The 14,064-nt window shown below is 65.1% G+C and carries 12 protein-coding genes; 1 reads left to right on the top strand and 11 read right to left on the bottom strand.

The genetic code is table 11. The features are described from left to right. Positions 1 to 26 precede the first annotated feature (26 nt). The 6 genes from QZ656_RS13550 to QZ656_RS13525 all read right to left on the bottom strand — a co-directional run bounded on the left by QZ656_RS13550 (position 27) and on the right by QZ656_RS13525 (position 6,144). Positions 27 to 2,483: a tetratricopeptide repeat protein gene (locus QZ656_RS13550; RefSeq protein WP_291993909.1), complete on the bottom strand. Its 2,457-nt coding sequence runs from the start codon at positions 2,481 to 2,483 to the stop codon at positions 27 to 29. Positions 2,484 to 2,569: 86 nt separating this feature from the next. After that, positions 2,570 to 2,995: a hypothetical protein gene (locus QZ656_RS13545; RefSeq protein WP_291993908.1), complete on the bottom strand. Its 426-nt coding sequence runs from the start codon at positions 2,993 to 2,995 to the stop codon at positions 2,570 to 2,572. A gap of 71 nt (positions 2,996 to 3,066) precedes the next feature. Continuing rightward, positions 3,067 to 3,510 (bottom strand): glycine zipper 2TM domain-containing protein, encoded by a 444-nt coding sequence (locus QZ656_RS13540; RefSeq protein WP_291993907.1) that lies wholly within the window; start codon positions 3,508 to 3,510, stop codon positions 3,067 to 3,069. A gap of 275 nt (positions 3,511 to 3,785) precedes the next feature. Further along, positions 3,786 to 4,109, bottom strand: coding sequence for a hypothetical protein (locus QZ656_RS13535; protein WP_291993906.1), 324 nt, complete (start codon positions 4,107 to 4,109; stop codon positions 3,786 to 3,788). 75 nt (positions 4,110 to 4,184) lie between these two features. Further along, complete coding sequence (locus QZ656_RS13530; RefSeq protein WP_291993905.1) at positions 4,185 to 5,846, bottom strand: mechanosensitive ion channel domain-containing protein; 1,662 nt, start codon at positions 5,844 to 5,846, stop codon at positions 4,185 to 4,187. Positions 5,847 to 5,952: 106 nt separating this feature from the next. Then, complete coding sequence (locus QZ656_RS13525) at positions 5,953 to 6,144, bottom strand: hypothetical protein (RefSeq protein ID WP_291993904.1); 192 nt, start codon at positions 6,142 to 6,144, stop codon at positions 5,953 to 5,955. A 110-nt stretch (positions 6,145 to 6,254) separates the two neighbouring features. Between QZ656_RS13525 and cls the strand changes: the two genes are divergently transcribed. Beyond that, a complete protein-coding gene (gene cls / locus QZ656_RS13520; RefSeq protein WP_291993903.1) occupies positions 6,255 to 7,685 on the top strand; it encodes a cardiolipin synthase in 1,431 nt (476 codons plus the stop codon). A gap of 6 nt (positions 7,686 to 7,691) precedes the next feature. On the opposite strand, the gene QZ656_RS13515 is transcribed toward cls, so the two are convergent. The 5 genes from QZ656_RS13515 to QZ656_RS13495 form a co-directional block, all read right to left on the bottom strand. Next, a complete protein-coding gene (locus QZ656_RS13515; protein ID WP_291993902.1) occupies positions 7,692 to 7,946 on the bottom strand; it encodes a hypothetical protein in 255 nt (84 codons plus the stop codon). Beyond that, positions 7,946 to 9,451 (bottom strand): hypothetical protein, encoded by a 1,506-nt coding sequence (locus QZ656_RS13510; RefSeq protein ID WP_291993901.1) that lies wholly within the window; start codon positions 9,449 to 9,451, stop codon positions 7,946 to 7,948. Before QZ656_RS13510 ends, QZ656_RS13515 begins: the two co-directional genes overlap by 1 nt. Next, positions 9,448 to 11,031 carry an amino acid adenylation domain-containing protein gene (locus tag QZ656_RS13505; RefSeq protein WP_291994210.1) on the bottom strand — a complete coding sequence of 528 codons (1,584 nt, stop codon included), beginning with the start codon at positions 11,029 to 11,031 and terminating at the stop codon, positions 9,448 to 9,450. Before QZ656_RS13505 ends, QZ656_RS13510 begins: the two co-directional genes overlap by 4 nt. Positions 11,032 to 11,495: 464 nt before the next feature. Continuing rightward, positions 11,496 to 13,016: a transposase family protein gene (locus QZ656_RS13500; protein WP_291991619.1), complete on the bottom strand. Its 1,521-nt coding sequence runs from the start codon at positions 13,014 to 13,016 to the stop codon at positions 11,496 to 11,498. Continuing rightward, entirely contained in the window at positions 13,013 to 13,921 is a 909-nt protein-coding gene (locus QZ656_RS13495; protein ID WP_291991618.1) for a DUF4338 domain-containing protein, read from the bottom strand. The genes QZ656_RS13500 and QZ656_RS13495 overlap by 4 nt, the downstream gene beginning before the upstream one ends. Positions 13,922 to 14,064 lie beyond the last annotated feature (143 nt).

The raw sequence follows: 14,064 nt of genomic DNA, 5'->3' as shown, positions 1-14,064 counted from the left end.
AAAGCCGCTGCCGCCCGGCTCGCCGTCTAGCGGCCTGCCAGTTCGGCCACCAGCTGTTTGACGTTCTGGTCGTTCGGCAACAGCTCGGCGGCTTTTCTCGCGTAACGCAGGGCGGCCTGCCGGTCGCCGGTCTCTCGACTGATCGAGATCAGCGCGCCGAGAATATCGAGATCGTTCGGGTGGCGTTGCCTGGCCTTGCGAAGCAGCGCCAGGGCGTCAGCCGGCTTGCCGGCGGAGTTGACGGCAATCGCCTCGACGTAGGCGTAACGCGCGTTGTCCGGCGCCAGGCTGGCGGCTTCTGCGAATTCCTTCAGCGCCGCGGCGCTCTCGTGTTGGCGAGTCAACAGCAGAGCAAAAGCGTGGTGCAGATCGGCGGCGCCCGGCACTACCGCGAGGCCCTGCCGCAAGACCTTTTCCGCGTCGGACTCGCGCCCCTGCTGGCGCCAGGCGTCGGCCAGATTGACATAAGCGCCGACCAACTGCGGGTCGAGCGTGATCGCCCGCTGGTAAGCGGCAACGGCCTCGTCGACGCGCCCCTGGCGCAAGCGCAGATTGCCGAGGTTGACGTTGGTCGACGGCCAGTCGACCTCTTGCTCGAGTGCCGCCTCGTACTCCTGCAAAGCCGCAGCGCGGGCAGCGCGCCGATCCGCCGGGAGCTGATCGTCGGGCACGTCGGCGAGGACTCTTGCGGCCTCGATCCGTACCCCGCGCACCGGGTCGGCGAGCAGCGGCGAGGCGCTCAGCACACGGTTCAAGGGGTCAAGCGGCGCGATCATTCCCAGCGCCGCGATGCGCACCGACGGGTCGGCGTCGTGCAATAGCACGCGCGCGGCCGGCAAGGTGCCCGGACTGGCGTAGGGCTGCGCCAGCGTCGCCGCGGTCGCCCGGACGATCGCCGGCGTGCTTGGGCTGCTGGCCAGTTCGAGCAGGCCGGGCAGAGCGCGTACGCCTTGCGTCTCACCGGCGTGCAGGGTGGTACCGTAGTGCGGTCGCTCGCGCCACGCCTTGCCGTACCACTTGTCCATGGCGCCGGCAGCCCACTCGGGCTTCTTGTCGCTGTGGCACTGGGTACAGGAATTCGGGCTGCCCAGCGACAGCGACAGGTCGGGGCGCGGAATGCGCAGGCTGTGGTCGGGCCGGGCGTGGATGACCATGTAGTTCTGCGTCGGCATGTGGCAAGTCACGCACTGCGCGCCCTCGCCGCCGGCCCGGTGTCGATGATGGCTGGGCGCGTCAAATTCGCTGGCGGCATGGCACCGCGTGCAGAGCGCGTTGCCTTCGGCACGTAGCTTCTGCGAGTGCGGCTCGTGGCAGTCCATGCACGTCACGCCGTTCTGATGCATCTTGCTCTGCAGGAAGGAGCCCCAGACATAGACCTCCTCGCGCTGCTGCCCATCGGCGTGGTAGTTCGGTGCGGTGAGCATTGCCAGGCGATGCGTATCTTCCAGCGGCGCACCGGCCTGGCCGCCCTCGTGCAGCGTCGAGCGACGCGAGTGGCAAGCGGCGCAACTGTTCATCGCGGCTGGGTCAGCGGGCCGGTCGCGAACGGCAAACCTGGCGCCGTCGTTGGGGAACTTCCATGCCTCGTGCCAGCGGCTGTTCAGCGATACCAGGCCCTTGTTATCGGCGGCGGTGTAGGGTGGCTTGGTGCTGCCGGCCCAGGCCACGTGCGCGGCAGCTGGGCCATGGCACGATTCGCAGGCGACGTTGATTTCCTCGTAGGTCGTCTGGTAGCTGTTGCTGTTGGCGTCGTAACCCTTGCGCAGATTCGTCGAGTGACATTCCGCACACTGCAAAGCCCAGTTCTGATAGATCCCGGTCCAGTGAAGAGGGTCCTGGTGATCGACGTTCTGATCAGGATAGAGATGGAACCAGCGCTGCCCGCCCTCGCCTTGCGGCCGCGAATCCCAGGCGATTGGCAATACCTGATAGCGGCCGCCAGGAAAAGCGATCAAATACTGCTGCAGCGGATAGACGCCGAAGGTGTAGCTGATCGGATAGTCGACCAGCTTGCCGTCGGGGCCGTCGGTACGGACGATAAACTTGTCGTCGCGCTTGAAGAACGACGATTCGACACCGTGGTAGTCGAAGCGCGCGTCGGTGAAGTCGCCGAGCACCGTAGACGCGCTTGCCTCCTGCATCGCCAACTGGTGATGCGAACCCGACCACGCCTTGAATTCGCTTTCGTGACAACTCTTGCAGGCATTGGCACCCACGTAGCTCGCCGACGCGGCGATGGCGGGGCTGGCGGCGGTCGCTGCAAGCGCCGCCGCCGACGATGCCGGCAGTGACAATACTGGCGCTCGCGACGACCAGGCCCAGACGACCAGGCCGCCGATCAGCAGCGCCAGTGCCAAGCCGATGAGCAGCAGGCGATTTCGCCTTGGCGACGGCTTGCCGGTGGCGGCGGCCTCTGGCGGGGCAACTGCAACACCCGCCTGGGCGGCCGGGAGCTTGCTCTTGGGGGACGATCGTCGGGTCATTCTGGCTGGCGCAGCGCCGGTTTCAAGTGGGGTCGGCAAGCCAACGGCTGTCGGTAGGACCGCGGCTCATGGTGCCGCGGCAAATCCTAGCGTGGGCTGGCCATTCCTGGTGGCGGCGGAACGGCTGGCGGTGGCAGAGCACGCGGCGGCAACAGACCGAGCATGCAGCGTACGCCAGGCGAATCGGGTTTCGCCCCGTAAGCGCCTTCGAGGCTGCCGAGGTAATTCGCCTGGCTGCTCTCGAGGTTGAAGAAGCGCGAGGTGATGTCCAGGAAATACGGGTCCTGCAAGAAGTCCGAGTTGATTTCCACGCGCCCGATACGCTGGTAAGAACATTGCTTCTGGACGTTGTTGAGATACGTTTCAAACGGTGCGTCGGGTCGCCAGGCGTCGGGCGCGCAAGCGCCCAGAACGAGAACGAGCAGCGCGGTGGAGGCCAGCGCCTTGAGCGGCGATGCCGACGAGTCGGGCCGCTGGCGACCGTGCTCGCCGCCCGGCAATGTATTTGACATCTGCAACTCTCTGGAAGCAGGTTATCGGGCGCCTGGAGCACCCGATAACCGAGGTGAAGACCGCTTGATGTTTAACGCGGAACGACGCGTGAGCCCTCGCCGTTACCTTCGATATAGACGCGCTGGCCCGGACGCAGGTTCGCATCAAGCGGTTGCGTGATAGAAACCAGGACGCCGCTGGCGGTACGAACGATGATCTGCTGGCCCGGCACCGGCTTGTCGTACTTCTTCTGGACTTCGTTACCAGCCAGCGCGCCGCCGATGGCTCCCGCGACCATCGCCACGTCGCGGCCGGTACCGGCACCGATCAGGCTGCCGATGCCGATACCGGCAAGGCCGCCGACGACGGCGCCGACGCCGCGATGCTGATTGGTCGCCAGCTCAACAGCGGTGATCTGTTCGATGACGCCGGTCCGAATATCCATTGCACCGGGCTGCTGCCCCGGCGCGGCGCAAGCGGCCAGTGCCAAGGCCAGGAGCAGAGTCGAAAGGTAGGACGAAATTTTCTGGTACATGAAACACTCCTTGATCGATAGTGCCTGGCGACACGTCAACGGTCGCCGCGTGGGTAAAAGTCCGGACCAGCGGCCCGGCCGCAGAGCGATTGACGCTCTGTCACTGGTAAATGCGACGGCGGCGAAGCTGGCACAGCAATAGCGATGCAGCTTCCACACCAGCCGCCGCTTGGCCGTTCAATGCGGTCGAATTGTACTGCAGGTCTCCGTCACTGCGCAGCAGATTGCGCGGCGCCGAAGCAAAACGATCGCCGAATCACCGGCAGCCGCGGCTATCAGTCGGGCGAGAGCGCCGGCGGAGCGGTGATCTGTTCGGGAGAGAGAGCGGCGTCGGGAGCCACCGCGTCCGACGAGCGAACACGCCGACCCTGGTCCTGCTCCGGCGACAGCGCCGCGTCTGGCCGTACCGCGTACGGCGACAGCACTGGCGGCGGGTTGATTTGCTCGGGCGCGAGCGCCGCGTCGGGAGCAACGGCGTCTGGTGACAGAGCCGGGTCCGGAACAACCGTGTCCTGCGCAGCGACGCCGCCGGACGCCAGCAGGCCGACCAACAAGCCAGCAAGCGCCACGCGCCTGCAAGGGTGATTAAAACGTGTCATGGCAGCATTTCCTTTTTTCATCATCGCCGTCGGGCGTCGGTGCGTCGGGCAGCCAGACGCAAGCTCGAAGAACAGCTACTTGACAGCCGCAGCGTCGGCGCGTTCCTGCTCCGCGGGTGCCACGTACCACTGGTCTTTCTCGACCAGCTTCGGCTGCGGCGTGTCGGTGACGTAGTTTGGCGTCATGATCTGGACGCCGTACTCGTTGAAAATGTCGAGAATGTTGCGCTGCAGCTCGGCATTGACGCTCGGTATCGTCCTCGCGTCACGACAATAGGCATTGATCTCGTAGGTAATGCAGAAATCGCCCAAGCCCTTGTAGAGTACGAAGGCTGGCGGCTCGGCGAGCAGGCCCGGCGTTCGTCGCGCCGCCATCAGCAGCATCGCCTCGACCTGTCGCCATGGCGTTTCGTAGCCGATGCCGACCGTGCCGTGCAGGATCAAGCCATGTTCCTCGGCCAGCGAACTGTAGTTCACCACGTAGCCGTTGAGGATCAGCGAGTTGGCGATGGTCACTTCCTCGTTCTTCAGCGTGCGCAGATGCGTCACCTGCAGCCTGACGTCGACCACGTCGCCGACGACGTCGCCGATCATCACCCGGTCGCCGACCTTGAAGGCGCGCCGGTAGGTGATCATCAGGCCGGCGATCAGGTTGGCGATGACTGACGAGGAGCCGAGCGAAACGACCACGCCGACGAGCAGCGAGACGCCCTTGAACGCCGCCGAGTCCGACCCCGGGATGTACGGATAGGCGATGATCACCGCAAAGATCAACACCGTCACGCGCACCAGCTTGTACGTCGGCCAGGCCCACTCGACCTCGAAGTTCTCCAGGGTCACCGAACCGTGCGCGACGGCGTTGAAGAACACCCGGATCAGGCGCAGGATGAAGCGAACCAGCAACCCCAGGATGACCAGAAACACCAGGTCGGGGAAGTAGGCGAGAAAGGCTTCGCCCATGGTGACCAGGGGGCGAACGACGACGCCGGTCAGTTCTCTGGCGAAACTACGCGTCCAGGGAAAGCCATTGAGGACGAAATCGAGGCAGCCGACGCTGGCGACGACGATGGCCAGCAAGCGCAGTGCCGACACGATGGCGCCGAGCACGTACCAGATACGCTCGGCACGGACGATCTGGAACGACTGGATTCCCAGACTGCTGATGCGATTACGGAAGTGCTTCTCGAGCAAGCCGTTGAGCCGGCGCGTCAACCAGATCAGCAGCGCCACCACCGCCGTCAGCGCGAGCACCGCGGCGGCGGCCTCGACGGCATGCCGCAGCACCACCTCACGGCTGCGCTCACGGCGATAGTCCGTAATCGCCACGCCAATCCGCTTGGCGGTCGCCTCGACGAGTTCATCGCGCTCGACCTGCTCGATGCGCGCGTCGGCGTCAAACAGCACCATGATCGGGCGCTCGCCGAGCATGATCGCCGAATGGTCGCCCGCCTCGACGACGTGGATCTCACTGGCGTTGAGTGCCGGATCGCTCGCCAGGCGCGCGATGCGATCGGCAATCGCGGCCGCCCGGTCGGCGGCTGGAAAGCTGCTTACGCCGCGCACGCGCAGCAGCACTCGGCCGTCGACGATAATTGGCGCGGTAACGATTTCGGCATCGGGATGCGTTTCGCCCGCCAACGCCCCCTGGTCGGCCAGCGCCGCGGTCGACGAACCCGCTGCCGCGGCCACCATCGTCCACAGCAGAAGCCATCTCAGCCAATCGCTGACGTCCTTCACGAGTCCTCCCCGGCCGCGACTCAGCGCGTCAACCCGGGCTGGCGCGAAATTGCCTTGAGCGTGTTGGCGATCGCCACAGGCGTGGTCAAGTGGCTGATGAACAGCGTCAGTGGGTAGCATGCAGACGTCCAGAATCGAGAAAAGAAACGCGCTTCGACGACACGCCGGCCAGGCCAAAGGCCTGCCGGAGGGAAGCAAGCGCGAGGCTATCACAAGCACTCGCCGGTCGACACACGATCAGCGGCTTGACCACGTTCAGCGACCGCCGTTCCGCCAGAAGCTCGCCGATCCCGGCCATTGACGCCCGCTTCGTCGGCCGCCAGCCAATGGACGAGTGCAGCGGCCGCAAGAGCAAAGCGCGACCGCGCGCCTTGACCCGCTCGCGGCGGACGTCTCATACTTCGCCGCATGTTCTTCGACCTTCTCACGCTTCTTCATTTGCTCGCGGTGGTGGCGGTTTCGCTGCGCATCTTTTCTCGTCGAACGGCGCACGGTACGGCATTGGCGTGGCTGCTGCTGATCATCACCCTGCCCGCCGTTGGCGTCCTGATGTACCTCATGATCGGCGAACGCCGCCTCGGCAAGACCTGGATGGATCGGGCGATCGCCATGCAGCCGCAGATGCTGCTGTGGGCGAAGGACATTCCGGCGTCGACGTTGGCCGACCCCGGCGCGCTAAGCACGGCGGCGGAGAGCGTCAGCCGGCTGGCCACCGGCTCGGCCGGACTGCCACTGATGGGTGGCCACCGGTTGCAACTACTGGCCGACAGCACTTCGAGCATGCGCGCACTGATTGCCGACATCGACGCGGCCCGCAGCTCGGTCCACCTCGAGTTCTATATCTGGAACGCCGGCGGCTTTGTCGACGACCTGGTCGCGGCCCTGGTGCGCGCGGCCCAGCGCGGCGTCGCCTGCTGCACGCTGATGGATTCGCTGGGTAGCCGGCCGTTTTTCAAGAGCGAGTCGATCGGCCATCTGCGCGCCGCCGGCGTGACGATTGTCGAGATCCTGCCGGTCAATCCACTACGCGCCCTGTTCGTCCGCCTGGATCTCCGCGACCATCGCAAGATCGCCGTCATCGACCGCCGCATCGGCTATACCGGAAGCATGAATATTGCCGACCCGCGCTTCTTCAAGCAGGACGCCGGCGTCGGCGAATGGGTAGACGCCATGGTCCGCATCGAAGGTCCGGCGGCGTGGGTGCTCGAAGCGGTGTCACTATCGATCACCACGCTGCAGACCGGCGACGACTTCGCACCGCCGCCACCACCCGACCTGGCCGCTGCCGGCGACAGCCAGGTCCAGATCTATCCGTCGGGGCCGCAGTCGGCGCTGCGCCACATCGAGCAGCTACTGCTGGCAGCGATCTACGCCGCCCGCCACGAGATTGTCCTGACGACACCGTATTTCGTTCCCAGCGAGACGCTGCTGACCGCGCTGCGCTCGGCCGCCATCCGTGGCGTGCGGGTGATCCTGATCGTCCCCGAGAAAATCGACTCGCGGCTGGTCCGTTACGCCGGCAACTCCTACATCGAAGACCTGCTCGCCGTCGGCATCACCATTCTGCGTTTCGGCGACGGCCTGCTGCACACCAAGAGCATGGTCGTCGATGAAGAAATCACGATCTTCGGAACCGTCAACCTCGACCTGCGCAGCTTCGAACTGAACTTCGAAGTCTCGATGATCACCTACGACCGTGCCTTCGCGGCTGCCGCACGCGCCATGCAGCGGCAGTACGAAAGCCGATCACAGGCCGTACAGCTGGCAGCCTGGCGCGCCCGGCCAAACTGGCGTCGCCTGCTCGAAAATGCCGTGCAGGTGCTCAGCCCGCTGCTCTAAGGCATCTCAGGCCGACATCTTCGCGTCAACGAGGACCTCGATTTCATTGACCGAATCAACCAGGTCGACATCGAACTCGAAATCGGAGAAATCCAGAGCGAATGCTTCTTCCAGGTACATCACGAGATTCATCATCGAAAACGAATCCAGCCGGCCGCTGACAAAAATCGATTCGCTATCGGCAAGCTCGCCCTTGTCAGCGAGCTTGGCCAGGCTTTCCTTGAGAAATTCACGTAACTTCTGCTTTGCGTTTGCGTCCATTAACCCACTCCAAAAAGACTCGCCAGGAACGAGAGTCGCTCGCCCAGCGTGTGATTGCGCGACTCGTCGCCGAAAAGATGCAGGCAGACGACGAACGACCAGACGAGAAGGAAGGAGTACAACCTTCCGAACAAGGTCGCCGACGGGCGGATGCCCATGTTCGCGCGGACCTGTGATAGACCGATTCCGGTCGCCAGAATGACACTGTAGAAAATGTAGCTGCTGAAGGTCTCGAGCGCAGTGGCCAGCCCCATCGTCGCGACGAGATGAATTTCCCTGAAGAAATGCCAGAGCGCGTTGCCGACGCCAGCGGCCATGAAGGTGGCGAAGAACATCCGCAGCCGCGGGTGACTGCGGAAGACCGCGAAGAACGTCGGCACAAAGAAAAAATCGACCAGCAGTTCCTTGAAATAGAAATGAAAGCGATTGAAGTAATCCATCAACGTTCGCGATTCGAGCGGTCGCCAGCAGCCGCGCGGCAGCCGGTAACCCGCCAGCCGGGCGATGCCGATGAACAGGCCGGTCCACAGGGCGATCTTCAGGCCGTAGTTGGCCGTCGACCAGACCAGCGCCGACCAGCTGGCGAGCAGCGGGTACGCCTGCCCCGCCAGGAAGGCATCGAGCGCGCCTTCGACGCTCGGGATCTTGATCTGCTCGTCGAACAGCCAGGCCAGCGCCGTCTTGATCGCCAGCAGCACATTCGACCACAGCAGCAGCTTGACCGCCTTGAGCTGCGTGACCGCCAGTTCGCTGGGCGTCTTCGCCAATTTCTTGCGCAGGAAGGCCGCGCCCTTGCCGAAGGGCAGATAGGTCGGACTCCAGAACGGCCGCAGCACAGCCAGTTGCAGCAAGGGCGGGCTGGCGTCGCGGGCGCGCTGATCGACGATGGCATAGGGCAGAAACCAGACGTAGGGCGTCAGCACGATCAGCATCGACCAGAGAATCACACGCGGCAGGCCGTCCATGATCGCGAAGGTACTCAGACCGCACAACAGCACCTCCAGGAGCAGGAGCGTCAGCAGCGGTCGCCGCGCCAGGAGCGACTTCGGCTGGCGGCGGACGACGGCCAGGGCGGCCCAGGCAGCCATCATCAGCAACAGCAGAAAAGCGGTGGCCAGGATCATCGGCGAGACGCTGGCGACGTGCTCCTGCTCGATGACCCTCGCGATGTCGCGCTGGATGTGGTTCTCGGCGAGCCCCATTTCGAGAAACGCCGCTACCCAGGTCGCCGTGAACAGAATCGCATTACGGAACTTCGGCGCATACGCCGCGGCCATCGCGGCGCTGACCATCAGCGCCGATTCCCACCACGGAAAGTTGCTGGCGACGGCGACAATCGCCACCGCGTAGATCAGCAGCCGGCCGCGCAGCGTTTGCGCGCCGGCGATGCAGGCCGCGCGCTCGTCGATGGCCAGGAAGCGGCGCCACGAGCTGCCTCCCGCCGCGCTTGGCCGCGCGCCCGCGCCCGGGGCGGCCGCGCTGGCCGTTGCTGCCGGCGGGTTCAAGCGGCGTCCGTGTCAAGCAAGCGATGCAGCGCTCGCCGGTCGACCTTGCCGCTGTGGTTCAAGGGCATCTCCGCCAGCGCGATAAGTCGGTTCGGCACCATGTACGCGGGCAGCCTGGCCTTGAGATCGCTGATCAGGCGATCGGCGTCGATCGTCGGCACGCCGACGAAACAGACGATGCCACGCGCCATCCCGTCGACCAGCGGCCAGGCCACCGAGCCGACCACATCGACGTGGCTGACGAGGCGCAGATGCGCGTCGATTTCCTCGAGTTCGACGCGGTAGCCGAGAACCTTGACCTGATTGTCGATGCGGCCGAAGCAGTGAAAATTGCCGGCGGCATCGCGCGTCGCGACATCGCCGCTGAGGTACCAGCGCTGGCCGTCGATGACGGGAAAGCGCGACGCCGTCAGGTCGGCCGCGCCGAGATAGCCATCGGCCAGCTGCACGCCGGCAATCGCCAGTTCGCCCGCCGTCCCGTCGGCCAGCTCGACGCCATCCTCATCCACAACCTTCGCCGCGCTCCCCGGCAGCGGCGTGCCGATCGCCAGGACGCCGCGCCCGGGCGTCACTGGCAGCGGCTGACCAATGGTCTGCGCCAGACAGAAGACTGTTGCCTCGGTAGGCCCGTAAAGATTGACGATGACGCTGTTCGGCGCGGCGCTCTGCCAGGCGGTGACCGTGGCCTCGGGCAACTGTTCGCCGCCGAAGACGGTGATCCGAAGCCCGGCCAGACTTCCCGCCTTGAGGGCATTGACCTGGCGCAGCATGCCGGCCAGCGACGGCACCGAATTCCAGACGGTCAATTCCGAAGTGCGAGCAAACTTGACGGCGTTCATCACCGTCGTCGCCGGCAGGATGTGCAGCGCGGCGCCGACTTCCCAGGTCGAAAACATGTTGTGCACCGAGAAGTCGAAGCCCAGTTCGCAGGTCTCGAGGGCACGGTCGCTGCTCCGCAAGCCGAGGCGCTCGGCGATCATCGCCGCATAGTGGCGGGCAGCGCCGCTCGAAATCACTACGCCCTTCGGGACGCCGGTCGTTCCCGAGGTGAAGATGATGTACGCCGTCTCGTGCGCCGCCATCAACGTCGGCTCCACCACCGTCACCGGCGGCAGCGATGCCATGCTGAGCACTTCGACCGCGTCGTCGCGAGCGCTGAGCGGCGTCCGCGAAGCGTGAATGACGATCGGCGGGCACGCGTCGAGCAGACGTTCGGTCAACAGCCTGGCGCCGTCTTCGTCGGCGATGATCGCCGAGAGATCACACAGCGAGAGCAGCGTCAGCGTTCGCTCTTCGGGAAGCTTCAGGCCAATCGGCACATACGCGGCGCCCGCCCAGCACGCCGCCAGCAAGGCCACGCAAGCGTCGATGCCGCGTGACGCCAGGATTCCCACGCGCAGCGGCGAGCGCTCGCGGCACTGCCAGGCACGACTGCGCCGCAGGCCGTCGGCCAGAGACGCGGCGCGCGCGGCGATCTCGCCATAGGTCAGGGATTGCCCCCTGGAGACCACCGCTACGGCGTCGGGTGTCGTCAAGCTATGGCGATATACGGCAAGCGCCAGGTTGTAGTTGGTGGCCATTTTCACTCAAATATCATACGGCGGCGGCGACTCGACGGGCAGTCGGGCAAGGCGGCAGATGGGTGGGGGAAATTCAGAATTGGGCAAGAACCCGGCGTCGGCCAGGTCACGGGCTTCGGCCGCGCATTGCATTGACACGGCACGCGGGCTACAAAAACCCGAAATCGGGCGAGGCCGCTATGCTAACGGATAAAATCGATCGTGACAGCTCAGAGACCGTGCAGACAGCCCTGACGCATGACCTCCCCGAATCGACAGCACTTGCCGGTTACGCCCACTTTCGCCGCCGAGGCGGCCAGATGGGGGTTGGCTAGCGGCAAGGGAGCGCTTGCGGCGCGGGGGTTTGGTGTTCAGTCAGTGGGACAGGAGAGGTCGAGGGAGCTCCGTTACGATCGCCAGGCGAGCCTTTCCCGGCGCGGGGTGCGCCGCGCTTGGGAAGATGTGTTGGGCAGGCCTGGGCAAGGTTATTCGAGTTGCAGCAGGAACGGTTCGGCGAGAAGCAGACGCAGGCGTGCTGGGTCAAGCCAGGGCGCAGCACAGGAATTACGGATGAAGGCGATGGCGCCGCGCACACCGAGTTCTTGATAGAGGTTGCGTAACTGCCGGGTGAAACGTGCCAGGGTATTGAACACATGCGCCAGGCGCATGAGGAGGTGATAGCCTTTCATGGCATTCCAGTCGAGGGCAAAGGCATGCTCGTAGTGGTAGCCCTGATGTTTTTCGACGAGGAAGCCCGCTTCGATGCCCCAACGGTGGCGGGCACCGAGGTTGCAGCGCTCATGGACATTGTCTTGTCTGAGCGGTTGGCTGGAGAGCCAGGCGTGGCGCGATGTTTCGGTGACGGTCCTGGCCTGTTCATCGATCTTTTCCCAGCTTTCCTCACAGACCACCAGGTTCAGCTTGAGACGCTGACGCCCGTTGGCCGCGAAGGCGTAGTCGATGTCGTTGACCCAGCTGAAGTGTTGTCGGCGCCTTCCCCAAGCGCGCTGCACGGCTTGTGGCTTCAGGGCGTGGAGTGCGCGGAACTCCTGCCAGACCGTGGACAAATCCTTGTCCTTAAGCACGATCATGAACTGCCAGTGGGCGCGCAAGCAGCGCTGCATCACCGGCCCGTTGGCGTAAAGGCCGTCGAGCAGGAGCAGGATCGGCAGGCGGGGGAACAGCGTCTTGAGCCGGTCGCTCAAGCGCACAAAGCCGCGCAGCTCGCAGTCCTGCTTTTGCGCTTCGGTATCGCCCAGCGCGTGTTCGAGGAACTCGCTGAGCAGTGGGACGACCAGGCCGTTGTGGAAAGCCAGGCTGGCCTCGAGGACGTAGACGAAGTACTGGGTGTGGCGGGTTTCCTCCTTGCCGACGGTGCGCTGGAGGAGTTCCTCCGCCCAGAGGGTGTCGCCGGCGACCTTCTGCGAGCCGTCGATGGCGATGGGGTAGCAGTGGTTGATCAGATAGCGGCGGAAGCTCTTGCCGCGGATCAGCCGCTTCACCAGATCGACGTGGGCCTGCTCAAGGTGGTCAAGGTCGATGTCGCGCAGCAGCCGAAACAGGGTGTCGGCGTGTGGCAGGGTCTCGATCTCCGGGAACAGCAGGTGGAGGTTGGCCATGAACTGGGGACGGGATATTTCGCGGTTGGTCTCGCGCCGAGAGGAGAACTGAAAGACGAACATCAGCAGACCGTAAAGCAGCAGCGCGGTCAGCTTGTGGCGGCGCTTCCTGGGGTCTCTCGGGTCGGGAATTTGTTCCAGTTGCTCGAGCAAGGCGGGTAGCTCTTTGCGCAGGAGACGCGTCTTTTTGCTCACGGCGTCCTCGCGGGCCTCCCTTTCCTCGCCGACGGTCGCGAAGGCTGAGCATCGGTTGGGCAGAGAAGTGGGGGAGTGGAGGACTTGTCCACTCGCGCGCCGTTTCGCGTTCAGTGCCTTTTCCTGCCGTTTCTTCTCTGAGCGCAGCTCCTTGAGGGCAGCGCGTGTCGGGCGACGGCAGGGTTTGCTCATGGCCGGGAGCTCCCAGGGGCGGCACACAGCCGGTCGCGACAATCGGCGCTCAGCGGTTTGAGCCACACCTGGCGGGGCGTGCTGCGATACGACTGGCCGGGGCGGGCCAGCCCGCGCCCGCTGGTTGCCCCGAGCAACTGCCAACCGGCCGCGCGGTAACAGGTGCCGGTATAGTGACGAGGATCGACGAAAGTCTCCAGCAACAGGGGCTCGAAGCCCCAGTGATCGAGCCAGTCCGCGCGTGCGCGGCGCGCGAGTTGTCCGAGCACATGACTGGCCAGATGCGGCACCCGGACGTGGGGAAAGATCAGGAAGCGGCTGTTGTTCACCACCCGCGCCAGGTTCTCGCGGCGGGCCTGGGCCGTCCAGCCGATCCAGCGGTCGCGCACGGCGACCGCGCGGGCAGCGCCGGCCAGCAGGACGCTGCCGAGCCGCCGGTCGCCCGCCGTGATGAAGTAGCGCAGGCGGTAGCCGAAGGCCCCCTGGAAACCCAGTGGGTGCCAGCGCGCCACCAGCGCATCCCACTGCGCCACCAACGCCGCGTCGCGAACGACTTCCAGGCAGACCGGTGCGAGTGCCGACAGGGCGCAGTGCACGGGAAGCTCCCCGGTGACCGTATCTACGGGTGCCGCGGGCGGCGCGCAACGGCGTGCTGACGACGGCCTTATCGCCGGCAGTGTCAGCAGCCCGGCCGCCTGCAAACGCTCCAGAAACTCCAGGCAGGCGCTGATCTTCGCCGTCCCTGTCAGAGTGGTCCACCCCAGGTGCTCGCAGACCGTCGCCGCCAACTCCTTGCGCGCCAATCCCGGCAGCCACGCCACCGTCCCGCACACCTCGGCGATCTCCGCGGCGCTGAATACGCGACCGCAGTGCACCCACTCCCCTTCGCTCGTTGCAACCACCACGATACCTCCGGCTGAAACGTGGACCAATGACCCTCCACCTATCCTGCCAGAAGTCCCCCCGGCTGTCTAGCTCCCTTGTGCGAAACCTTTTTTGCCTGCCCACCGCAACGCCTTGCCAGTACTGGGCTGGCGCAGTCATGCTT

This window comes from Candidatus Accumulibacter sp. ACC003, from assembly GCF_907163085.1.
Taxonomy (GTDB): Bacteria; Pseudomonadota; Gammaproteobacteria; order Burkholderiales; family Rhodocyclaceae; genus Accumulibacter.
Note: the sequence above shows the minus strand (reverse complement) of the source record. Positions and strands in the feature narration are given on the sequence as shown.

What these genes read in the sequence shown, in the direction of transcription:
- QZ656_RS13515 (WP_291993902.1), bottom strand. Translation starts at nt 7,946, where the DNA reads ATGGACGCAAACGCAAAGCAGAAGTTACGTGAATTTCTCAAGGAAAGC.
- QZ656_RS13545 (WP_291993908.1), bottom strand. Translation starts at nt 2,995, where the DNA reads ATGTCAAATACATTGCCGGGCGGCGAGCACGGTCGCCAGCGGCCCGAC.
- cls (WP_291993903.1), top strand. Translation starts at nt 6,255, where the DNA reads ATGTTCTTCGACCTTCTCACGCTTCTTCATTTGCTCGCGGTGGTGGCG.
- QZ656_RS13505 (WP_291994210.1), bottom strand. Translation starts at nt 11,031, where the DNA reads ATGGCCACCAACTACAACCTGGCGCTTGCCGTATATCGCCATAGCTTG.
- QZ656_RS13500 (WP_291991619.1), bottom strand. Translation starts at nt 13,016, where the DNA reads ATGAGCAAACCCTGCCGTCGCCCGACACGCGCTGCCCTCAAGGAGCTG.
- QZ656_RS13525 (WP_291993904.1), bottom strand. Translation starts at nt 6,144, where the DNA reads ATGGCCGGGATCGGCGAGCTTCTGGCGGAACGGCGGTCGCTGAACGTG.
- QZ656_RS13550 (WP_291993909.1), bottom strand. Translation starts at nt 2,483, where the DNA reads ATGACCCGACGATCGTCCCCCAAGAGCAAGCTCCCGGCCGCCCAGGCG.
- QZ656_RS13535 (WP_291993906.1), bottom strand. Translation starts at nt 4,109, where the DNA reads ATGACACGTTTTAATCACCCTTGCAGGCGCGTGGCGCTTGCTGGCTTG.
- QZ656_RS13540 (WP_291993907.1), bottom strand. Translation starts at nt 3,510, where the DNA reads ATGTACCAGAAAATTTCGTCCTACCTTTCGACTCTGCTCCTGGCCTTG.